Annotated in this window: 18 protein-coding genes; 3 read left to right on the top strand and 15 right to left on the bottom strand. The window is 36.2% G+C overall.

Annotation, left to right across the window (positions count from 1 at the left end):
* Positions 1-37 precede the first annotated feature (37 nt).
* The 6 genes from FBR08_RS12460 to FBR08_RS12435 all read right to left on the bottom strand — a co-directional run bounded on the left by FBR08_RS12460 (position 38) and on the right by FBR08_RS12435 (position 7,133).
* The gene (locus FBR08_RS12460; protein ID WP_158963017.1) at positions 38-2,914 is read right to left on the bottom strand and encodes an alpha/beta hydrolase family protein; all 2,877 of its coding nucleotides are present in this window, start codon (positions 2,912-2,914) and stop codon (positions 38-40) included.
* Positions 2,915-3,153: 239 nt separating this feature from the next.
* Positions 3,154-3,483, bottom strand: coding sequence for a hypothetical protein (locus FBR08_RS12455; RefSeq protein ID WP_158963016.1), 330 nt, complete (start codon positions 3,481-3,483; stop codon positions 3,154-3,156).
* A 97-nt stretch (positions 3,484-3,580) separates the two neighbouring features.
* Positions 3,581-4,231 carry a hypothetical protein gene (locus FBR08_RS12450; RefSeq protein WP_158963015.1) on the bottom strand — a complete coding sequence of 217 codons (651 nt, stop codon included), beginning with the start codon at positions 4,229-4,231 and terminating at the stop codon, positions 3,581-3,583.
* Between the two features lie 114 nt (positions 4,232-4,345).
* Positions 4,346-5,749 (bottom strand): dihydrolipoyl dehydrogenase, encoded by a 1,404-nt coding sequence (gene lpdA, locus FBR08_RS12445; protein ID WP_158963014.1) that lies wholly within the window; start codon positions 5,747-5,749, stop codon positions 4,346-4,348.
* 109 nt (positions 5,750-5,858) lie between these two features.
* The gene (locus tag FBR08_RS12440) at positions 5,859-6,737 is read right to left on the bottom strand and encodes a diacylglycerol/lipid kinase family protein (protein ID WP_158963013.1); all 879 of its coding nucleotides are present in this window, start codon (positions 6,735-6,737) and stop codon (positions 5,859-5,861) included.
* A 90-nt stretch (positions 6,738-6,827) separates the two neighbouring features.
* Positions 6,828-7,133, bottom strand: coding sequence for a rhodanese-like domain-containing protein (locus tag FBR08_RS12435; RefSeq protein ID WP_158963012.1), 306 nt, complete (start codon positions 7,131-7,133; stop codon positions 6,828-6,830).
* 131 nt (positions 7,134-7,264) lie between these two features.
* Between FBR08_RS12435 and FBR08_RS12430 the strand changes: the two genes are divergently transcribed.
* Positions 7,265-7,927, top strand: coding sequence for a thiamine diphosphokinase (locus FBR08_RS12430; protein ID WP_158963011.1), 663 nt, complete (start codon positions 7,265-7,267; stop codon positions 7,925-7,927).
* A gap of 645 nt (positions 7,928-8,572) precedes the next feature.
* On the opposite strand, the gene FBR08_RS12425 is transcribed toward FBR08_RS12430, so the two are convergent.
* From FBR08_RS12425 to FBR08_RS12405, 5 genes are all read right to left on the bottom strand, one after another.
* Entirely contained in the window at positions 8,573-9,157 is a 585-nt protein-coding gene (locus FBR08_RS12425) for an outer membrane beta-barrel protein (RefSeq protein WP_158963010.1), read from the bottom strand.
* Positions 9,158-9,203: 46 nt separating this feature from the next.
* Positions 9,204-9,746, bottom strand: a complete 543-nt coding sequence (locus FBR08_RS12420; RefSeq protein WP_158963009.1) for a hypothetical protein — start codon at positions 9,744-9,746, stop codon at positions 9,204-9,206.
* Entirely contained in the window at positions 9,747-10,361 is a 615-nt protein-coding gene (gene pncA / locus FBR08_RS12415) for a bifunctional nicotinamidase/pyrazinamidase (protein WP_158963008.1), read from the bottom strand. It abuts the gene before it with no gap.
* 60 nt (positions 10,362-10,421) lie between these two features.
* Complete coding sequence (rocD, locus tag FBR08_RS12410; RefSeq protein ID WP_158963007.1) at positions 10,422-11,663, bottom strand: ornithine--oxo-acid transaminase; 1,242 nt, start codon at positions 11,661-11,663, stop codon at positions 10,422-10,424.
* Positions 11,664-11,937: 274 nt separating this feature from the next.
* A complete protein-coding gene (locus FBR08_RS12405; RefSeq protein ID WP_158963006.1) occupies positions 11,938-12,366 on the bottom strand; it encodes a hypothetical protein in 429 nt (142 codons plus the stop codon).
* 257 nt (positions 12,367-12,623) lie between these two features.
* Between FBR08_RS12405 and FBR08_RS12400 the strand changes: the two genes are divergently transcribed.
* Together FBR08_RS12400 and FBR08_RS12395 are read left to right on the top strand one after the other, a co-directional pair.
* On the top strand, positions 12,624-13,106 hold the full coding sequence (locus FBR08_RS12400) for a GNAT family N-acetyltransferase (RefSeq protein WP_158963005.1): 483 nt from the start codon (positions 12,624-12,626) through the stop codon (positions 13,104-13,106).
* Positions 13,107-13,229: 123 nt separating this feature from the next.
* Positions 13,230-13,856: a class I SAM-dependent methyltransferase gene (locus FBR08_RS12395; protein ID WP_158963004.1), complete on the top strand. Its 627-nt coding sequence runs from the start codon at positions 13,230-13,232 to the stop codon at positions 13,854-13,856.
* Between the two features lie 120 nt (positions 13,857-13,976).
* On the opposite strand, the gene FBR08_RS12390 is transcribed toward FBR08_RS12395, so the two are convergent.
* The 4 genes from FBR08_RS12390 to FBR08_RS12375 all read right to left on the bottom strand — a co-directional run bounded on the left by FBR08_RS12390 (position 13,977) and on the right by FBR08_RS12375 (position 22,562).
* Positions 13,977-14,909, bottom strand: coding sequence for a PorP/SprF family type IX secretion system membrane protein (locus tag FBR08_RS12390; protein WP_158963003.1), 933 nt, complete (start codon positions 14,907-14,909; stop codon positions 13,977-13,979).
* Between the two features lie 11 nt (positions 14,910-14,920).
* Positions 14,921-16,228 carry a gliding motility-associated C-terminal domain-containing protein gene (locus tag FBR08_RS12385; RefSeq protein ID WP_158963002.1) on the bottom strand — a complete coding sequence of 436 codons (1,308 nt, stop codon included), beginning with the start codon at positions 16,226-16,228 and terminating at the stop codon, positions 14,921-14,923.
* A gap of 678 nt (positions 16,229-16,906) precedes the next feature.
* The gene (locus FBR08_RS12380) at positions 16,907-19,471 is read right to left on the bottom strand and encodes a DUF7507 domain-containing protein (protein ID WP_158963001.1); all 2,565 of its coding nucleotides are present in this window, start codon (positions 19,469-19,471) and stop codon (positions 16,907-16,909) included.
* A 517-nt stretch (positions 19,472-19,988) separates the two neighbouring features.
* On the bottom strand, positions 19,989-22,562 hold the full coding sequence (locus FBR08_RS12375) for a DUF7507 domain-containing protein (RefSeq protein WP_158963000.1): 2,574 nt from the start codon (positions 22,560-22,562) through the stop codon (positions 19,989-19,991).
* Positions 22,563-22,572 lie beyond the last annotated feature (10 nt).

Here is a 22,572-nt window from a genome sequence, read left to right as displayed (position 1 = left end):
ATCCTTTTAGACCTTTTGTTTTGTTGATTTGAATTGCTTAGTTGACTTTTTCTTCCGTCAGCTCAAATCCCCAATTTTTTCCTTTTAAAACAGCAGGAACTCCTTTCACCATCCAAACAGGCGCTTGTGCATCTTTCAGATAATAGTCGAAAAACTGTTGTTGACGAATTTGGATATCTTTTCTGTTTTGACGTTTCATTAGGTTATGCTCATCTCCATTGTAGTTTAACATCCACACTGGTTTCTCTAAACGACGCATTGCCATAAACATCTCAATCCCCTGGTACCAAGGCACAGCTCCATCATTGTCATTGTGCATAATAACCAAAGGCGTTGTAATAGCAGGCACTTTAAATAATGGCGAATTTTCAATGTACAAATCATATCCTTCCCAAAGTGTTTTTCCAATTCTACTTTGGGTTTTCTCATACTGAAACTGACGACTCATTCCCGTTCCCCAGCGAATTCCACCATAAGCAGAAGTCATGTTCGCCACTGGAGCTCCAGCCCAAGCAGCAGCATACTGATCAGTTACTGTGACTAAATGCGTCACTTGATAACCTCCCCAACTTTGTCCTTGAATTCCAATTTTACTTCCATTGACCCAAGTGTTTTGCTTCAGAAACTCCACGCCAGAATTAATAAATTCTTCAGCAGCTTTTCCTGGGTAACCGTCTGTATAGCTAATATCTGGTGTAAAAACCAAATACCCATTACTCACAAAATAAGGAATATTTAAACGAGAAGGAGTGGGTGCTGGTGCTTCGTATCGATTTAGGTTATCCGATAATTTCTCATAAAAATACACAATCATTGGGTATTTTTTAGTTGCATCAAAATCTTCTGGTTTAAATAAAACTCCCGTCGCTTCATATCCATTAGGGGTAGTCCAATGCACTAATTCATTAGTTCCCCAGTTGTATTCTTCCTGTTGTGGATTCAATTGACTAAGCTGCGTCATTTGATTCAATTGCGCTCCTACATATAAATCATTTGAATGTAAAAAATTCCCTTTCGTAACGGCGTATATTGAAGCATTTTTTGCTTTAGACAAGGAGGTAAATCCACCGTAATTTTCAACTATAATTTTCGTTGGATTCTCTCCTGTTTTTAAATTTACGTAAAAATACCCTGCGTCTTTGGTTTGATTATCAAATACAGCTGCAATCACTTTTTCATTTCTATCGAATGATTTTTTTTCTTCATCTAGCTGCAGTAAATCAAACGTAAGATTATGTTGACGCCCATATCCATTGGTAATCATGCGAGCGGCTTTATTTCCTTTCAGGTAAAACTCCCATACATCATATCGATCGCCAATCAACACAGATTCATCGTTATCTGTCCAACCTTTTATTCCATATGCAGAAGGAAGATCGGGCATATCAAATTCTTCTTCAGCAAAAGATACAGATACGCCTTTATTCAATTGTTTTCTAACTCCAGTTTTTACTTCATACACATACCAATTTGCCTCTTGACTGTTGTAATATACTACAGCAGTTCCTTTAGGAGATATAGACGCTCTTCCGGGTAAATCTTTGATAATCTCTTTGCGTGCACCTGTGCGAACATCGACAATATAATACGAAGTTACCCCCGAGATATCCCATTGTTTCTCTACTCGTCTTCCATAATCAGAAGCTTGAAATACAATAGTTGCATCTCCCTCATCTACCAGAGAAGTGTAATTTGATGTTTCATCAGCTAATGCAACAATTGCGTTTCGCTTAGCTAAATCTACAGTAGCTAAATACGATTTCTTCAGGTCTTTATCAAGATTAACGAGTTGCTGAGGCTGTAAATAATCTTCTTTATAATGCCAAACATCAACTATGGCGTGATCATCAGCGATTAAGGTGGTATCCTTCGCAATAGACTGCGGTGCTATTCCGAAGTATAATCTTTTTCCATTTTTACTAAATTGAGGCGTATAATTTTCTGAAACCACCCAATTTTTAGGCATTCCTTTTATTTTATCCGCAAGAAGTAGTTTTGCTTCTTTAGGCAATTGAGCCTGATAAATAGCATACGTTTTTACCAATACCTTTTCTTCGTCCTTTGTATAAGTAAAAACCATCTGTTTCCCCTCTTTATCGAAGTTAAATTGAGAAAATGTACCTTCTCCCTTAAACACAACCGATTCTTTGTTTGTTTCCAGGTTCAGGGCATAAACACCATACGCTTGTTCCGCAATTTTCGTTTCTTGTATTGAAGGAACCGAATCTTGAACGGCCTCTCCTTTATCTTCTGTTTCCTTTTTCTTCTTTTTGTTCGGATCGGTTGTTACATACACTAAGTAATTCCCCTTTTCATCAAAGAAGTAATCCGTTACATTGGAAATACGACGTTCTGTTTTCGTCTGCAAATTGAACACAACTAAATCCAAAGGCTCGTTCTTATCTGCTTTTTTAGCTATTTTAGTGCCTTTTGCTTTGGTTGTATCCTTTTCTTTCTCAAGTAAATAAGCAAGTGTATTACTTCCTTTTAATGGTATTTTAAAAGACTTGACACTCGGAATTTTTACTATTTCTTGTGTAAAAAGGTTGAAAATACCCAAAGAGTCTTTTGCAATTTCATCTTCTTTCTTCTTTTTATTTTTCACAGCCTTTACATCACTGTAAAAGGGGCGAATTGAAAAAATAGCATATCTCGAATCAGAAGTAAAAACAGCTTTTTCACCACGATTAAAAGTTTGGCTTTTATTATCACTCAACCTATTAATTACCAAATCCTTATCTCCTTCTTGAGGAACCACTTGATAGATAATTGCTTGTCCGTCATTGGAAAGCTGTTTCATTGCAATGTTTTCCCAACGATCATACACACTGTGATCTAATGGTTTTTTTTGTCCATAACCCAAAGTAGCAGTCAGCATAAAAACACCGAGGCTAAGTTGTTGTAATTTAATCATTCGATTCATCTTGAAAATGAGGGTTTAGTATTAAGTATCCATCGAAAGGCACAAGATATTGCATTGTGGAAAATATAGCAAGTGTTTAACACCTCAACTACTCTTTCCTCTTTTTTATTTACTCGACAATCAAGGATTTAACTTTTTTTGGTATACCTTCTGTCTAAAATAAGAGTATTGTACAAAAAAAAGGAATAAAAGCTGCGCTCTCATTCCTTCTTTATTCTATTTTTTTACATTTAACCTTGTAAATCTTTTATAAAAGCTTCTACATCTGCATCGAATGTAGTTTCTTGTAGCAGTTCCAAAGCGAGTGCTGTCATTTTTTTGAAGTGAACCTTTGTATAACTTCGCCCAAAGCTTGTTTTACAAAAATCACCCACAATTCCAAAAACACCATTGATTTCCTCTTGGGTAACTTCCTTTTTGTCTGCATAACGCCCTCTTAGTACCGCTGCACCAACATAGGCTCCAACTTTCACCACCAAATCTGTATTTAAGACTCCTTTTTTATCCGCTAAATACAACAATTCATCTAGGTTGTGATGAATCAGTGTCTTTATATCCATAAGCTACGTTCTATATTAAAACACAAAGTTATAAAAACAATCTGGAAAATTTAGTCAATAAAAAAAAGCTTCTATCAAAATAGAAGCTTTATATCTTTTAATTCTTTTTAAAGTACAAATAAACTTTTTCACCTTTCGTACGAGTATAATCAGATAAACGATCTTCAATTCTGAGATATCCCGCTTGAAAACCTATTTCTAAATTTCCACTATAGTGCATTTTGCGTTTATATTCTTTGTTCACTTCTTCTTCTTCTGGTGCTTCACCTTCTCCAGGAACTTCACCTTCTCCAAGTACCTCTCCCTTCCCGTCTTCATCCTCTGAGGTAGTTCTAGGAATTTCTTGTAAATAACCATCTTGAATTCTTGTTTCAAGTATTCCCACCTTTTTTAATACATTATTATCCATTAAACGAGGAAATTTGAATATACTAATACACTGTTCTTCATTGTCAATAATATCCCTACGATAGTTATTGTATGTTATAGAATCGAGCACTGCACCATTTCTATGTACATATAAATAGTCATTATTTTTACATTGCGTAGACTCATTTACTAAACCAACATTTCGATCTCCAATTTTATTTCCTACATAAGTATACTTCCCAACAGCTAATTCATCTAAACTCTTTAACTCCGTATAAGGTTGAGAAAAAACGGGATCATTGCTATTCGATTTATTGTCATCACTTGAACAAGAAGCAAATGCAATACCTACAAATAGTACAGCTAATATCTTTTTCATTTCGCTTTGGTTTTATTAATTAAGAAAACAAATATATTCTTTTTTGTTTGACGGCAACAAAAAAAGAGTCTAAATAGACATTTAGACTCTTTTTTTAACATATTTTAATTTAAACTATACGTGTAATGCGCGATTCTCTGTAGCTGCTAACGCTGCTTCTTTGATTGCTTCTGCAAATGTTGGGTGCGCGTGAGACATTCTTGCAATATCTTCAGCTGAAGCTCTGAATTCCATAGCAGTTACTGCTTCTGCGATTAAATCAGCAGCGCGAGCACCTACCATATGGATACCTAAAACCTCATCCGTAGTTTGATCCGCGAGAATTTTCACTAATCCATCCAAATCACCACTAGCACGAGAACGTCCTAAGGCTCTGAAAGGGAAACTTCCAACTTTATAAGCAACACCTTCTGCTTTTAATTGCTCTTCTGTTTTACCAACAGCCGCAACTTCTGGCCAAGTATAAACTACACCTGGAATCAAGTTGTAGTTGATGTGTGGTCTTTGACCTGCTAAATATTCAGCAACTAAAACACCTTCTTCTTCCGCTTTATGTGCCAACATTGCTCCACGAACAACGTCACCAATAGCATAAATATTAGAAGCTGTCGTTTGCAAGTGATCATTTACTTCGATTTGACCTCTTTCAGTCACTTTTACTCCTGCTTTTTCAGCATTTAATCCGTCTGTATAAGGACGACGACCTACGGCTACTAGCGTATAATCACCTTCTAATGTGATGATTTCTCCTTTTTTATTTTCTGCAGAAACTTTCACTACATCTCCCTCACGTACAACACCTTGTACTTTGTGAGACGTATAAAACTTCATCCCTTGTTTCTTTAATACTTTTGTCAATTCTTTAGACACTGCACCATCCATAGTAGGAAGGATACGATCAGCAAATTCTACAACCGAAACTTGTGCTCCTAATCTCAAATAAACTTGACCTAATTCTAATCCGATTACCCCTCCACCAATGATGATTAAGTGTTTTGGTACTTCTGGAAGTTTTAACCCTTCTGTTGAAGTAATAATACGCTCTTTATCTAATTGGATAAATGGCAAAGTTGACGGTTTAGAACCTGTAGCAATAATGGTGTGTTTTGCTTCAAATTGTTCTACCGACCCATCGTTTTTAGTCACATTAATTGTAGTTGCATTTTCAAATGATCCAACTCCTTCGAATACTGTAATACTATTCTTGTCCATTAAGAATTTAACTCCTGAACAAGTTTGGTCTACAACTGCTTGTTTGCGCTCAATCATTTTAGCTAAATCCACTTTTACATCTCCAGCGATTTCGATACCGTGTTCTGCAAAGTGTTTCATTTCTTCCACCATATGAGAAGAAGCTAATAAAGCTTTAGATGGGATACAACCAACGTTTAAGCAAGTTCCACCTAATGTTGCATATTTTTCTACGATTGCAGTTTTAAAACCTAATTGGGCACAACGGATTGCTGCTACATATCCCCCAGGCCCTGAACCAATTACAACTACGTCAAATGAATTCATATTTTTTTTAACTTTTTGATGTTTATATACGATGTACAAATGTACACTTTCTAAAATAACTCTTTACACGATCAAGTGTTGTTTTTATTATAAAAAAACCATTTTTGTCCTAACAAATAACTTTTAAGCTTTTTTGTGCAACCTCAATTACGAAATGATTGGTATTAAATTCGTAATATTCGCCATCAATTTGTGCTCCATTTTTTGGGCTGTTGCTAATTTCAACCTCAATTTTTGTCGTTTGCACATAATCAGTTCGCCTAAATTTTTCTGTTTTTTTCAGTAAAACATATAACCCGAAGGTCAATTGTTTTAAGATACCTATTTTAGGTACCATTAAATAATCTAACAATCCATCCGTCAAACTGGCTTTAGGCGTTAAACTCATGTTGTACCCCATTTCATTCGAATTCGAGATAAACAGCAACAAAGGATTTACTTCTTTTGTGATACCATTATACGTAACGCGCATTTGCTTGGCTTGATAGTGTTGAGCCGAATTCAAGGCTGCTCGAATATAGGATCCCAATTTTCGCTTGCCTGATTTTTCATACTGCTCAATAATACTAGCATCAATCCCAAATCCCATATTACTAAAAAAATACGCTCCATTTAAGACACCAACATCCATCGCAATCACAGATTCTCTTCGAATCACCTCAAATGCCTTATCAATATCTTTGGGAATCGCTAGATTAGAGGCTAATCCATTTCCTGAGCCAACGGGTACCACACCAAAAAGCACTTCTTTGTGCACCAATTCAGTTGCTACTTCGTGAATCGTACCATCTCCACCACAAGCAACAATGATTGTTGCACCTTGATTGAGCGCTAATTGCGTCAATTGAATGGCGTGTTTTTTATGCGTTGTTAAATGCACTACAACATGGTATTTTTCGCTGGGGAAAAATTTTTTTATGTGTTCTTCTGTAATATTGTGCTTCCCTTTTCCTGAGATGGGATTAACAATAAAATGAATATGAGTCATAGAATAAAGACAGTAAGGGATTGATACAAATACACGAATGATTTGTATTTTATTTTTATTGTAACAAAAAAGTCAACATAAGTTGACTTTCTATACGGTTGGACCTTCCCATTCCGTAATTCCTCCAAGTAAATTAAAGGTATTTTCAAACCCTAATTGGTTCATCAACATACACGCTTGGTTACTTCTACCTCCTGCTTTACAGTATACGTAATAATTCTTCGTTTTATCCAATTGCTCTACTGCATCTAAAAATCCTTGTCCTTTATAGATATCAATATTCATGGCATTGGGAATTGCTACTTCTTCTACCTCTTCATCTGTGCGAACATCTAAAATAACAGCATTGCTATCCTTTTGATATTGTTCCCACCATTTTTCTTGTGTTAAATCCATTTCTTACTACTTGTTATAATAGCTTCAAAGATAAAGTTATTTTGTGTTTTATCTATTATTTCGTCCTAAAAAAAGACCGTTAGTAGGATTTATTGTTTTACTTTGTTCGTTCAAATTACAAGAAATAATTTATGTCCTCACATCACATCGTTCGAGATGATCAAGAACCTGCGTTAATTATTGCCAATGGGGCAGCCTGTAGTCAAGACTTATTAGATCAATTGTTAGAATGGTCGCCTTATATTGTTGTATTAGACCAAGCGATTGAACGCGTTATCGAACTGAATATCAAAGTAGATGTATTGATTGGAGATTTTGACCGAGAATTCGATCCAAACGTATATTTAACCAAACAATTTCCGCTGGAAATTGTGCACAGTCCTGATCAAGAAACAACCGATTTAGAAAAAGCGTTAAATTTCTTATTAACCAAAGGAATAAAAGCAGCCAATGTAGTTTGGGCTACGGGTAAAAGAGCCGATCATACTTTTACAAATATTACGACCTTAGTTAAGTATCGAGATAGCATGAAAATAGTGATCCTCGATGATTACTCCAAAATTTTCCGCTTGCCACATACCTACAAGAAGTGGTATACTAAGGATACTATTTTGTCGTTAATTCCCGTTGGAAAAGCGGGTGGAATTACGACTTCTAATTTGAATTATCCGCTGCAAAATGAAGAGTTAGAACTAGGTCGACGAACCGGCTCTAGTAATAGTGTGAGCGAAGATGGAATTGTAAATATCACCTACGAAAGTGGAGATTTGTTGTTAATGGAATGTACGGATTAGTGGTTGTTTGGTGAGTTGATGAGGCGGTGAGTTGGTGAGGCGATGAGTTGATGAGATGATGAGAGGGTGAGATGATGAGAGGATGAGATGATGAGATGATGAGATGATGAGAGGATGAGATGATGAGAGGATGAGAGGATGAGAGGATGAGAGGATATGAGGATGAGATGATGAGAGGGTGAGAGGGTGAGATCTCCGTTTAAAAAAGAACAAATAATCTTTCTACTGATAACCCATAACTGATAACCCTTTAGATTTGCTTTTTTGTTTTTTCGCAAGTTGTTTTTTTGCCAGATTATCGATTAAAGAATATATGTATCCTTAAATCAGATTAATCCATAACCCATAACTGATAACCCATAACCCATAACCGATAACCCTTTAGATTTGCTTTTTTGTTTTTTCGCAAGTTGTTTTTTTGCCAGATTATCGATTAAAGAATATATGTATCCTTAAATCAGATTAATCCATAACTGATAACCCATAACTGATAACCCATAACTGATAACTGATAACCCATAACCCATAACCGATAACCATAACTGATACCCCATAACTGATACCCCATAACTGATAACCCATAACAGATAAGGGTATTCCATTGCTGAAATACCCTTTATGCTATTAAAATCTAATTTCTACTTCTTATTTTCCTAAGAAAATTTGGAAACCAAAGGCAATACCTAATCCATTTTGAGCGGTAGCGTTTGCTTGGTTTGATTTACTGTAGTTGTACCCTGCAATTGCTTCTAAAGCAACATTGCGACTTACAAAGTGAGAATACCCAGCATTGATTGCAAAGGCAAATGACGTATCACTTGTAGCTCCATCAGTTCCAGAAATACCAACTCCACCTTGTCCAAAGAAACGACCTGTTTCACTCGCTCCTTCTGGGAAATAGTAACGAACGAAAGGCATTACTTTGTAACTCCATTCGTTTTTCATTGGCTTTTTATGCGTAGTAAACCCCGTACCTAATTCAAGTCCAACCGCAATTCCGTCTGAGATGAAGTATCCAGCTCTTGGCGAAATATTAATATTAAAACTCTCATCTTCAAAACTGTATCCAGTAGATCCTAAAGCTCCCCCTACAATCCAATTTCCTTTTTTGATTGGTGTTTCTCCAACTTTCTCAGATAGTTTTGGCGTTTCTACTAATTTTCCTTTTTGTGCGTGTGCAATTGTCATACTTCCTAACAATACTGCTGCAATCAATGTAATCTTTTTCATCTTTTTTGCTTTTTTTAATTCTACCTATTTTTCTTAGCTATCTTCATCAAGATTGGGATAAAAACTCCCGTTTTAAGACGAACAAGCTCTTATTCGTCCTGATGAGACCGTTAATTAAATATTGTCTGAGTTCTTCTATATTGGAATCCGGGATGTATTTCGCCCACTCATCCGAAAGAAGTACTTTTTTAACTTCGCTAATACGCTTTGCCGTGTCTTTGGCATTTCTGCGAAACGAATTTCTCTCGTTTAGACTTGCATAATGATTAAACGTCACTTCTTTTTGCAAAAAATTAACATTTATAACGTAATTATTTTCTTTTTCATCATTGGGATAAAAACTAGACCAAGTTGCATATCCAACGGTATAGCCTTGGTTTACATGTGTCTCAGAGATCAACTTCCATCTACAATTTGCCACTCTCCCCCAATGATTAGCATATCTAAAAATACCTTCTTGATCAAAGAAATAGCAACTTCCTTTCTCACTTTTAAAATTAGGTTTTTTATCTGTTATTACTTCTAATGGAACTTCTATCCATTCACAATACGTATGTTTAAAAAAATTGGTTGCGTTGTACTTTTTCATTTACACTTTTAATTCTTCACTCGTATTGACGATGACAATCTCGTTTTCTATCAGCGTTTTCTTTGCTTGTTGAAGGTTTTCTTTTGAAATTGGCTTAGTAGCAAAATCCAAGAAAAAAGTATCAAATCCGGCCTTTTTAGCATCCATTGCCGTATAAAAAACGCAATATTCAGCAGCTAATCCACAGACATATACTTCGGTTACCTTTTTATCTTTTAAAAAACCTAGAAGCCCTGTTGAATCCATTTTATTGTTATCATAAAATCCACTATAGGAGTCGATCTGCTTATTCATTCCTTTTCGAAATACAGCAGAAACCACTGTACTATCCCATGCTTCGCTAAATGTAGCTCCTACCGTTCCTTGCACACAGTGATCAGGCCATAAGACCTGTGGTATTCCATGCAACGTTACCACGTCAAACTGTTGTTGATTGGGATGCTGAGAGGCAAAACTTTGATGGTCCAAAGGATGCCAATCTTGGGTTGCCACAACCAAATCAAAACGATTTTGTATTGCATTGATACTCGGGATAATTAAATCTCCTTCTTTCACTGCTAAAGCTCCGTCAGGTAAAAAATCAAGCTGTAAATCGACTACCAGTAAAGCTTTCATAAGTTACTACTTTTATTTTGAAATATAACAAGAGAAGAAACAAAAACACAATGTTTTCTGTTATTTCTCAAATTCTTTTAATGTTTTTACGATAATAGAAACACAATCCAACAATTGTTCCTCATCCATTACTAAAGGTGGTGCAAAGCGAATAATATTTCCATGTGTTGGTTTAGCTAATAAGCCGTTATCTCTTAATTTCAAGCAGATATTCCAAGCCGTATCACTATCTTCTGTATCGTTAATTAAGATGGCATTCAACAATCCTTTTCCGCGTACCAATGTACAGATGTTACTTGTTTGAATGTACTTTGTCAATTCGCTTCTGAACAATTGCCCTAAGCGCTCTGCATTATCTGCTAATTTCTCGTCTAATACAACGTCTAAGGCTGCAATAGCAATGGCTGCTGCCATAGGGTTTCCTCCAAATGTAGATCCGTGTTGTCCTGGTTTGATTACATTCATAATTTCATCATCTGCTAATACCGCTGAAATAGGGTATGCTCCTCCAGATAAAGCTTTACCTAAAACTAGGATATCTGCTTTTACATTCTCGTGTTGAATCGCCAACATTTTTCCTGTTCTTGCAATTCCCGTTTGCACCTCATCTGCAATGAATAACACATTGTGTTGCTCACACAGTAATTTTGCCTCTGCTAAATATCCTGCTTGAGGAACGTAAACACCTGCTTCCCCTTGAATTGGCTCTACTAAGAATCCCGCAATCGTACTGCTGTCTTTTTCCAATGCTGCTCGTAAAGCATCAATGTTATCATAGGCTACACGAATAAAACCTTCAGTATAAGGACCATAGTTTTTTCTAGCTTCTTCATCATTTGAAAAAGAGATGATTGTGGTTGTTCTTCCGTGGAAGTTATTTTCACAAACAATTATTTTGGCTTGATTTTCAGCAATTCCCTTCTTCTCATATGCCCATTTACGACAAACTTTTAACGCTGTTTCTACTGCTTCTGCACCAGAGTTCATCGGTAATACTTTATCATATCCCATCAACGTTGTAATCTTCTTTTCGTATAATCCCAACTGATCATTGTAGAAGGCACGAGAAGTCAACATTAACGTATTGGCTTGCTTCATCATTGCCTCAATAATCCTAGGATGACAATGTCCTTGATTTACTGCTGAATAAGCAGATAAAAAGTCGTAATATTTCTTCCCTTCAACATCCCAAACGTACACTCCTTCTCCTTTTGATAATACAACGGGTAATGGGTGATAGTTATGTGCTCCGTATTGATTTTCTAAAGCAATCGCTTGTTCTGAAGTTATTTTTCCTGACATAGTAGTATCTTTTAATTCATCTGCAATTTACTGCTTTTTATGCACATAATTCGAAAAATACATTCATCTACCCTATTTTGGATTCATTTTGACAATAGAAACCGAAGGGTTATACTTTAAAATTTCAAACAAATATCATTCAAACAAATAAAACTCTTAACTCAATCTATTTATTTTGTTCTATTTTTTCATCAATACACTCAATCTATTGTCAAAATCACAATGTGAATTGCAAAAAAAAATGACCCCTTGAACTGGAATCACTTTTTATTTTTTATTTCAATTTTGCTTCTATTTCCGTCCATTTGGTTGGATCTTGTTTGATGTCTATATAATAATCATGTAACATACGTGTTAACTTAATTTCTACACGCTGTCCTATCATTTCATTCAAAGTAAAATAACCGTAAAATTCGTTGCCTTTTTTAATTAGGGGCGGTTTTTCTGCGCGTGAATTCCAGGGTGAAAAATTACTCTTATCATCTCCATAGACTCCATACTTGTTCCAAATCGACTTTTTATTGTATTCATTGCCGTAAATTCCGTTAGAATTCCATACTGAATTTTTATTTTCCGATGGGCAATTCAAGCAACCTAAATATTCTTGCGCTTTATTATTGCTGTAAATTTCTAACGTTTGGGCTTTTAAATTAAAGGAAACAAGACAATATAAAGCCACTAGTACATTAATTTTCTTTCTCATTGTTTTTCGTTGTTTTGCTACTTGCAAATTACAACATATTTTAAACTCTAACCACATCGTACTTCGTCTTATTTGTTAAATTTCAACACGATATAACGCATTTTTCGTTTAAACTATATTTTAACAGCATAATCTTTTACTTTTACTAAACACTTCCACTCTTTCTTGTTTAAAAAACAAGAAATTGAGAATTACTTTATATAAAAGGAGTACATTTAGGGTTTCTAAACTAAATTGTATTATTAATAATGGAGACTATGCAAACTCAACGCTTGTTGCTTACTAGACTTGATCATCAGGACAATGCTTTTTTCATTGAACTTGTCAATACACCTGGCTGGTTAAAATTTATAGGTAACCGCAATATATACAGCGCTTTGGATGCACAGCAATATATCCAAACTATACTAGACAATTCACAATTCACCTATTGGATTGTGCGTTTAAAAAGCGATCAAACCCCAATAGGAGCTGTTACCCTCATCAAAAGAAGTTATTTAGACTCTCACGATATTGGTTTTGCTTTTTTACCAAGCTATATGAATATGGGGTATGCCTATGAAGCGGCTCATTGTGTTGTAGAGCAAGTGAAAGCGCAACAATTGCACTCGGTTTTATATGCAACTGTTCTACCAGAAAATAAGAGTTCTATCAAATTATTAACTCGTTTGGGTTTAACGTTTAAAGAGGTTATACATCCCGAAGAGGAATTGTTGCATTTGTTCCAATTAATCATATAAAGTATTCTAATCCTGATACATCGCTTGTTTTTCACTGCGTACTCTTTATGTCTGGTTTATAATGTTTTCATGTAAAACCAACTATCTTTGTGAATCTAATGCTTTTTAAAGTGCTTTTGTTTTATGGAGTGTATCTTATGTCAAAATCTCTTAACACACAAAATTGATTCTCACTACTATCACTGTGATACTTGCTTTGCTTATGTCAAAGATGTTCGCTATTACTTTTCAGCAGAACAAGAGAAACAACACTATGAGTTTCACAATAACGATGTAAATGACATCGGCTATCAAAAATTCACCTCTCCCATTACCAACGAAATTCTGGCGCGTTTTGAGCCTAATACGTTGGGATTGGATTTTGGCTGTGGCAAAGGGCCTGTTATTACCAAGCAATTAGTGGATCGCGGTTATGCGGTCCGCTTATATGACCCTTATTTTCATCCTGATAAATCCTATGTCAATCAACGTTATGACTATATTTTTAGCTGTGAAGTTTTTGAGCATTTTTACCATCCACATCAGGAAATCATGCATTTAAAAAAATTACTAAAACCAAAGGGCATATTACTTATTATGACTCATCTCTATGTCGATCAAGTTCCATTTGAATCGTGGTATTACCGCAAAGATGAAACACACGTTTTTATTTATACCCCAAAAACTTTTGAATATATCGCTCAACGCTATCATTTCAATATACTAAACAGCACAGAACGCTTGATTGTTTTAGAATCTACAACTACATAAAATAGCTGTGTGTAGTAAAAAGCAAAAAAAAAGGAGCGCTCAATAGAACTACTCCTTTTTCAAATACTGCTTGTTGCCAAGCAGTCAGAACAATAAAAAAATTATGACACCTTTATATCTTTAGAAAAATCGAGGGGCGACTTTTCTCTTCTTTTTGTTTGAGAGTTCAAACTTCATGAATATCTCATGAGAGCCCGAATGATAATTTTTTAATTTACTTGTATCTGCATCATATGTATAGCCGACAAATAATCCATCTGTCACTTGAAAACCTGCTAATCCACTTACAGCAGCATCCCAGCGATAGGCTGCACCTAGGGTAAACTTCTCGTAAAACAGAACATTCGCCGTAAGATCTACTTGCAATGGTGCTCCCGGCACGACTTTAACCAAAGCAGCGGGTTTGAACTGAATCTCGTGATTCAAGTCAAATACATAACCTCCCATCAAGTAAAAGTGCGCTTTTTCGTTCATTATTTTATACTCCTTATCATTGTATCTATTACTCGACAAAATCATCGGAACAGATAATCCTACATAGGCTTTATCTGAATATAAATACACCCCAGCTCCGACATTTGCGGAGAATTTATTGCTGATATTTTTCTCGGTAATAGGATCCGTACCATCGTAAATATGCAATTTATCGTAATTCACATCCAAGAGAGATCCTGCTCCTTTCAGTCCGAAGGCTAATTTATAGTCATAGTTTAAATTCACTGTATAGGCTAAGTCAATAGCCAAGCTATTTTGATCTGTTACCCCTAAGTGGTCATTCTTAAAGTGAAAACCCATCCCCAAACCCGTATCTGTCAGCGGAGTCGTTACGGATAGATGAGTCGTTTTAGGCGCTCCTTCTAGCCCTACCCATTGAGTGCGATACTGTCCAAAAATCTGCACTCGATCTACACTTCCAGCATAAGCGGGGTTGATGGTTGCGGGATTATACATGTACTGGGTATATTGTGGATCTTGTTGTGCGTTTATTTGTTGAAAACTCAATACACTTAAACTAAATAGTATCGCTGTTTTTATGATTTTTTTTCTTTGCATGGTTTTCATTGTTAATTGGTTTCAAGGTGTAAATTCGCGGCCTTTTTAATCATTCGACTTCCATTGGCATCTTTGTATTCGTAAGTAATAACATAGTAATACGTTCCGCTTGGGAGTTTCGTTCCTTTGTCTATCGTCACCTTACCTTCTGAATATCCTTTAAATACATTGCTACTGCCATCTCCTTTTGGATCATATCCCGTAGTTTCATACACACGAGCCCCCCAACGGTTAAAAATTTCTACTTTATTATTAGGATAATTTCGAATATTTTCAATGATAAAATAGTCATTTTTACCATCGCCATTAGCCGTTACCAAGTTGTAAATCACCACATCACCCTCTATCATCCAGTCTTTCTTAACAGCCGCTAAGGTGAAAAAACCATATCCTCTTACTGTAGCCACGGTTGTTACTTCTTTCGTAGACATATCCACTACCCCTCCTTCATCTACCCATAACTGCTGTTTGGGATCCCAACGAACAATGTGCAATTCTTCTTCGGGATTAGTTAGGATGTCAGGGGCGGTTGTGGATTCATCCCAACTCAAGGTCAACAAGACATCACTTTGTTTGTCGTTGCCCTTTTCGATAATCCAATACTCTTGATCATTGAGTTTTTTCACAACGCCCACTGCATGAGGGCGCGCTTTAAAAAAAGCAGGATCCTGATATACATATTGCCCAACAAAAACGGCATTTTCTTCTTTAGGAGCAGAAATACGCGCAGGACGATATTTTCCTTCATCTCCACTAGGATAAGTAAAGATATCATTCCCAATTTTTTCAATTGCCCCCCGAACATGAGAAGCATCACTTACATTCACCGCATTGGCTCCTTTCTTGAACGTCAGCATTCCATGAGATACTTTAGTTTTGGGATTATACGTTGAATCCACGAGGATGATTCCCTGTTGAAAATCAACGATTCCCGAAGCTTCAATATTATTTTTCAAATCAAAAGCAACCTGATCTACAGGGCTATCAAATGCTATATTATAAAAGGAAGCCAGTTGATTTCCTGAAATTTTCTTTGCCTCTTGTGGGTTCCCAACAACCGTAAATATCGTTGTAGAAGTCGTTTTATTGGCTGTCATTCCATACGATCCATTGTTGATAAAGTCGCGAAAGTAAACCACGGTTCCATCATTAGTAACATGGCCCGATTCTACATTTTCGAACGTTCCCTCAAAGGATACTAAATCTCCAGGAGATACAATAAATAATCCCTCATTAGTAATTACGGAAGGAGCTTGCCCATATAATAGTATACTCGTACAACTTGCTACTAATGCGGTGGAAATTTTTCTTTTTCTCATACTTTGTTATTTATAGCGAAAACAATACTGCTGTTTCTCAATCAATCGCAAGACACTCCATTTCTTTCGTGCTCTTCGTCTCTCATTTAGCGATTACATTTGAATTCGCAGTGCAGTTTTCTATACTGTTATACTTAATCTTGATTTTTGCTTAACCAATCCAACTCATTGGCTTTGGACTTAGCTCGCTCTAGGACCTTTTCTAAGTAATGCGTCTCAAGCCATCGCTTGCGTGAATTTCCTTTTAGGAGCGGCATTATTACTTGAAAACAGGAACCCTATGATTTATTTGAATATTTAAACAAAAACCACTATTCACAAAATATCAAGCATTGTGCCAAAAAAATCTCAATATTGGCTTTTTTATTAGAATTAAGCCAAAAACAAAACACAAAAAACTAACAATCAGTATTTTAAGTTATATTAAAATTTTAAGTATTTTTATAAAAAAAAGATTTTTAGCTATACAAAAGATCTTCAAGCACTCATTCCGCGGTTTAATTCATTTGAAAACAATACGTTTAATCTTGGTGTTTCACAGCGATTTTCACCTTTTCATGGAGTAAAAAAAAGAGGAGTAGTTTTAAAAACTAATCCTCTCTTACACTACAATAAATCACTTTAATTTTAGGTAATCCAGTTTCAATTGTATCACCTATCAGGTCGTGCACCTGATTATTATCTTATTCTTTGACGAACCATAGGATTGGCAATCATCCATTGATTAACTTTTAAGGGAACAAAAGTGTGATTTGGTCGATTGGGATCATATCCTGGGTCTGTTGGGGTTAATGGCTGAGTAGGTACAGAAGTTGTTTCAATTTCTTCATCCAATACTGTGTCTACGCCTTTTACTGTTGCAAGGTTATACACTCCTTTTTGGGCTATATCGGCAGGAGTTAGGATATAAGTAAGCGTATATACCCACGTTTCTCCCACCTGCAAAACGTCGTCAGCATTGATACTTTTTTCAGGGATTTCCGTTATGACCCCACCTAAAAGCGGGTCAATTACCTTGATATCCGAAATGTTTGTTTTTCCTGTATTTGTTACTTTTACAACATAGGTTATCATTTCTCCTACTTGAGCAAAGCCATCGTTATTTATGTCTTTAAAATACCCCTCTTTAATCAAGATAAATGAGGCTTCGCTATAGCGAACGGCTGTATTTGTTTTTATATTGTTACAAGGTATTCCCAAACCATTATGTTCACATTCATAATGAGGGTCGGTAGGGGGCCTATTTTCCTCTTGATTGGTTGCATCGGGATCCATTACATCTGTTGGACGCAAAATAGCTGCTTCCACAGCAATAGGTCCAACAGTGGGATTGTTTACTTTTATCGTAATAGTATAAGTAATCTCACATTGATTTGCCAGGTTTACTTGGCTGGTATACTTGTTTTTTTCTTGGTCAAAGGCGAGTGCTTGACTTTCACTTCCACACGTTCCTGTATTCCCTGTTGTTTGTACTGGTTCAAAACCCAGAGGAATTTGAAATGAAAATGTAGCATTCTCGACCGCATCAGGCCCGTTATTTTTCACTCTAATTGTATACGTAACTTCTTCCCCTTGCTTTACTTTTTCTTTATCAGATTGGACGGCAACCACTTCTAAATCTGCCTCTTTAATCTGTACATCAAAGCTAGTGGAAACCACATCTCCTTTAATAAAAGTCCAAGTATCAATTCCATGCTCATCACCAAAAGTACTTGACGTCTTATCTGTTGCCACTCCCCAAATATGACCATTCACTCTACTTGAAATACCTTCTGGTATGACGGTATGACTGGCATTACGCGGATTAGATTTCGATCCAAAATTTCCTCCTCCCTCACCTATTGTACTGTCATTCCAATATACTTTATCTGAACGCACGGATTGTGTGTCCTTCGAAAGTAATTCAATAATAATTCCGTTTTCATTGAGCTCCATATCGATATAAGGAAAATGCACTTCTCCTCCATGCAATTGTAAATTGACCTGCATCTCAACCCTTCCTGCGGAAACATTGCGACCTGTTCCATCTTTTCCATCCCAATAAATTTTATTGTTCCCTATGATTGTTACTCCCTGTAATACGCGTTCTGCAAACGTATTCCCATTTTTAGGTTTAATGCGAATGGAATATTCTCCTCCATTTTCATTTGTAAACCGGATATAAGCTCCTTTTCCTCCTTGATTTTCTGCACCTCCTTCAGCTCCTTCTACCCTAAGATCTGTTACATGCAGTTGTTTTTCTTGTACTTTTAACCAAGTTTTTCCTCCATCCATAGCTGCTACGGCTTGTTCGGGCATCTTGTCATCTGGAACATTGTAAAATATTTTTTGAGTTACCACAACATCTGTATCGGCTTTACGCGGATCATGATATCGACTTTGAATATCGAGCGCTTTAGTTGATGGAACACTTTCATAAGCAGGAGTATTAGGATCTCCTATTTTATGAAATCCTTGGTTATTTACCATAAAGGTAAAAGCAATTCCCTGGCTTCCGTTATTATCTACACTATAGACATACCCATCTTTGGTCAAAACTTTAAATACCCCATAAAATCCACTATTGGGAAGAAATTGATTTTGTTTATTATAGGAAGGATTATGCAAAGCCATAGCGGTAGTAAACACACGTCCGGTTACCCAATTCCAACTATTATCTATTTTTTTCGCTACTGAAATATCCCAAGCACTTAAATAATTCCCTCCACCTACATTAAACGCGGCTGCGGCTGCGGTATACTCCATGCCCAATACATTTCCTGTGGTCTTGTCACTTGAACTAATAAATTCAACTCGATACACTCCAGCACCTCCTGCAGGTACTGTATAATAAATGGGGATATACCTACTCTCTCCTGCTCGTTGACCAGGTAGTCTTGGGCCTGCTACTTCCACCTCTCTTTTATAAATAAATCCATTATTCTTTTCGAAAACAAGTGTCACTTCATTACCATCAGGTGCATATAATAAAATCCTCTTATTTAATGCACTTTGAGCACTTGAGGCTAATGTAATTTGCTCTCCTTCTTCTGCATAGACATAATGGGTTCCCAAAGTTGGATAAGGATAAACGGCAGATTCTGTAGTTGAAGCTCTTAGATAGGCTCTTCCTCCTTTAGCATCAACGGGATATAAATCTTTCGAGCCTTCTGCCCAAGCATTTCCTATATTTAGCAAGAGACAAAGTACAACAATACATTGTACTTGAATTTTTCTACCAATCCTATGCTTTTTACTGATCATTCCTTTTCAATTTTTCTCGTTATACTTTTTTATTTTTAAACCAACCACTAATCTATGTTTTTACTAAACTCTTTCTGGCTATATGTTCGCTTATCGTACTACTTTAGGCTACACGGTTATTTGAATTCTTAAACAAATTTTAGTGTTCTCAAAATATCAAGTATTGTGCCAAAAAAATCTCAATATTTACCATCTATCCCTAAAAAGATTTTTTTTAAATCACAAAACACTAGAAATCAAACTAATGAACACTTCTAAGTCAACTAAAAAAGAGCACTCCATCATCCCTCCTCTTTCTAAAAAAACGGAGTTTTACTTCTAATACAATTGAGTATTATATGTTTGTTATCCTCTTTTTTTTAGGTGTAAAATCAACAAAAAAGGCTAGCTCTAAGAGCTAACCTTTTTCCAAATGAAAAAATCACCTTATGCTGTGTTTAAAAATCGAATCGATTCAAAACAATACACATCTTTCCTCTGTTGAGAGGGTCTTCGGCATTAGAGCCTGAGCCCCCTACTACTTCATCCTTTGACGAATCATCGGATTAGATATCAATATTTTACCAACAATCAAAGGAACAAAAGTATGATTTGGTCTAGTTGGGTCATATCCAAGATCTCCTGGCGTCAGTGGCACCGTTGGTATTGATGATATTTCAATGATTTCACCCGTAATACTATCTTTCCCCTCAACCTTTGCTTGGTTATAAACACCTTCATTTTGAATATCTGCAGGCGTTAAGGTATACGTTAAAGTATACGTCCACGTTTCATCTGCATCCAAAACAGCATCTGTATTTTTACTCTTTACAGGATTGACCGTAACAACTCCTCCTAAAAGAGGGTCACTGACTACGATGTCTTCAATTTTAGCTCTTCCCGTATTCGTTACATTTAAAATATAGGTTAGTGTTTCTCCTGCTTGTGCTGAACCGTTGCTATCATCATCATTAAAACGTCCATCCTTAATCAGGATAAATGCTGCATCACTGTATTTAACCTCGGTATTTGTTTTTATATTATTACAAGGAACTCCCAAACCATTATGATCACATTCGTACTGTGCATTAGTAGGTGGTACCAAAGGATCTGTATTCGTTGCATCAGGATCTACCACGTCTTTTGGACGTAAGGTGGCTGCTTCTACTGCAATAGTTCCAAGTATAGGGCTAATGGCCTTCATCGTGATTTCATACGTAATCTCACAACCATTTAACAAATTAAGCTTTGAAGTATAAGCATAATTGGTACTATCATATGCTATTACTTGACTTTCTGTACCACAAGTAGTTGCAATGAACGTTGCTCGCACTGGATCAAAACCACTTGGAATATCAAAGGTAAAAACAGCATCTTTTACATCACTGGGTCCATTGTTTTTAACCTTAACGGTATAGATAATCTCTTCATTTTTGTGTAGAATTGTTTTATCAGGTACAACCGATACTACTTCTAAATCAGCTACTTTAATATCAACATCAATGCCTACGGAAATAGCATCTCCTTTGATAAAGGTCCAAGTATCTATTCCTTGATTATCCCCAAAAGTACCATTCGTATTATTGGATCCAAGCCCCCATATATGTCCATTAAGGTTACTAGAAGTACCCTCTGGCAAAACAGTATGACTTGCATTTCTAGGATTTGACTTCGATCCCATACTTCCTCCTCCGTTACCTATTAGGGTATCATCCCAGAAGACAATATCCGATCGCACCGATTGTAAATCCGTTGACAGTAGCTCAATAATAATTCCGAATTCATTTAATTCGATATCTAAATACGGGAAATGCACTTCCGCCCCGCGAAGCTTTAGATCGACGTTTAGATCTACCAACCCTGGGGATATTACTAGACCATCTCCATCTTTTCCATCCCAGAAGATTGTATTCTCACCGATGATAGTTGGCCCTTGTATGAGGCGTTCTTTAAAATAATTTCCTGGTTTAGGACTGATTGTGATATAGTAATTCCCATCAATTTCATTCGTAAATTTGATGTAAGCTCCTTTATTTCCAACTTGGTTCAAACTTCCTTCTGCTCCTTCTACTCTAATATCATCTACATTCAGTTTTTTTTCTTGTACTCTTAACCAGGTTTTTCCTCCAGCTAATGCTCCAACAGCCTCTTCAGGCATGGTGCTATCTGGTAGGTTATAGAATATTTTTTGGGTCGTTACGAAATCCGTATCTGCCTTTCGAGGATCGTGGTATCTATTCTGCACCTGAGCGGCCGTACTAGCAGGAATACTTTGATACGATGATGTTTTAGGATCTCCTACTTTATGAAACCCTTGATTATTCACCATAAAAGTAAATGCCATTCCTTGATTGCCATTGTTATCCACCTTATACACATACCCATCTTTAGTCAATACAATGAATTTTCCATAGAATCCACTATTAGGTAAGAATGTAGGACTCGTATTATGTGGATAGGAGGCATTAAACATTGTCATCTGTGTGGTAAAAACACGTCCTTTAAGCCAATTCCAAGTTCCACCAATTTGCCTCGCAACAGAAATATCCCATGCAATTAAATAATTACTCGTCATTGCGGTAGGCCATGCTATTGCTGGGGAATAACCATATCCTAAATAATCCGTATCTGGTGTTCTAGCATTTCCTAAAAAAGTTACTCGATATATTCCACTACCTCCTACCGGAACGGTATAATAAATCGCTTCATATTCATTGTTATTCCTAGCTTGCCCTGGAAGCCCTGGTCCTGCAAGTTCCGCAGCTCGATTGGGAATATTCCCTGTATTTACATTATTTCGTGCAGGCGTAACTTCGCTCCCATTGGGTGCATACAAACTTATTTTTTTAACCGTTCCTATTTGTGCATCGGATGCCAAAGCAATAACTTCTCCTTCCACAGCATACACAAAATGTTCTCCGTTATTAGAGAAAGGAAACTGAGAGGCTACTCGATTAGTAGCTCTTAAATAGGCTCTACCACCCTTTGCATTTTCGGTATATAAATCTTTAGATCCCTCTGCTCGTATTTCGCCTATATGTAAGAACAGGCAAAATACAAACAAGAACAAAACTTGTAATTTACTTCCAATATTGTATTTTTTATTTTTCATGCTTTTCATT

The sequence above is a fragment of the Myroides fluvii genome, assembly GCF_009792295.1.
In the GTDB taxonomy this organism is placed as follows: domain Bacteria; phylum Bacteroidota; class Bacteroidia; order Flavobacteriales; family Flavobacteriaceae; genus Flavobacterium; species Flavobacterium fluvii_A.
This window is presented reverse-complemented; position numbering and strand designations above follow the sequence as displayed.

What these genes read in the sequence shown, in the direction of transcription:
- FBR08_RS12395 (WP_158963004.1), top strand. Translation starts at nt 13,230, where the DNA reads ATGGAGTGTATCTTATGTCAAAATCTCTTAACACACAAAATTGATTCT.
- FBR08_RS12425 (WP_158963010.1), bottom strand. Translation starts at nt 9,157, where the DNA reads ATGAAAAAGATTACATTGATTGCAGCAGTATTGTTAGGAAGTATGACA.
- FBR08_RS12375 (WP_158963000.1), bottom strand. Translation starts at nt 22,562, where the DNA reads ATGAAAAATAAAAAATACAATATTGGAAGTAAATTACAAGTTTTGTTC.
- FBR08_RS12455 (WP_158963016.1), bottom strand. Translation starts at nt 3,483, where the DNA reads ATGGATATAAAGACACTGATTCATCACAACCTAGATGAATTGTTGTAT.
- FBR08_RS12380 (WP_158963001.1), bottom strand. Translation starts at nt 19,471, where the DNA reads ATGATCAGTAAAAAGCATAGGATTGGTAGAAAAATTCAAGTACAATGT.
- FBR08_RS12450 (WP_158963015.1), bottom strand. Translation starts at nt 4,231, where the DNA reads ATGAAAAAGATATTAGCTGTACTATTTGTAGGTATTGCATTTGCTTCT.
- lpdA (WP_158963014.1), bottom strand. Translation starts at nt 5,749, where the DNA reads ATGAATTCATTTGACGTAGTTGTAATTGGTTCAGGGCCTGGGGGATAT.
- FBR08_RS12435 (WP_158963012.1), bottom strand. Translation starts at nt 7,133, where the DNA reads ATGGATTTAACACAAGAAAAATGGTGGGAACAATATCAAAAGGATAGC.
- FBR08_RS12400 (WP_158963005.1), top strand. Translation starts at nt 12,624, where the DNA reads ATGCAAACTCAACGCTTGTTGCTTACTAGACTTGATCATCAGGACAAT.
- FBR08_RS12390 (WP_158963003.1), bottom strand. Translation starts at nt 14,909, where the DNA reads ATGCAAAGAAAAAAAATCATAAAAACAGCGATACTATTTAGTTTAAGT.
- rocD (WP_158963007.1), bottom strand. Translation starts at nt 11,663, where the DNA reads ATGTCAGGAAAAATAACTTCAGAACAAGCGATTGCTTTAGAAAATCAA.
- FBR08_RS12420 (WP_158963009.1), bottom strand. Translation starts at nt 9,746, where the DNA reads ATGAAAAAGTACAACGCAACCAATTTTTTTAAACATACGTATTGTGAA.
- FBR08_RS12405 (WP_158963006.1), bottom strand. Translation starts at nt 12,366, where the DNA reads ATGAGAAAGAAAATTAATGTACTAGTGGCTTTATATTGTCTTGTTTCC.
- FBR08_RS12460 (WP_158963017.1), bottom strand. Translation starts at nt 2,914, where the DNA reads ATGATTAAATTACAACAACTTAGCCTCGGTGTTTTTATGCTGACTGCT.
- pncA (WP_158963008.1), bottom strand. Translation starts at nt 10,361, where the DNA reads ATGAAAGCTTTACTGGTAGTCGATTTACAGCTTGATTTTTTACCTGAC.
- FBR08_RS12430 (WP_158963011.1), top strand. Translation starts at nt 7,265, where the DNA reads ATGTCCTCACATCACATCGTTCGAGATGATCAAGAACCTGCGTTAATT.
- FBR08_RS12385 (WP_158963002.1), bottom strand. Translation starts at nt 16,228, where the DNA reads ATGAGAAAAAGAAAAATTTCCACCGCATTAGTAGCAAGTTGTACGAGT.
- FBR08_RS12440 (WP_158963013.1), bottom strand. Translation starts at nt 6,737, where the DNA reads ATGACTCATATTCATTTTATTGTTAATCCCATCTCAGGAAAAGGGAAG.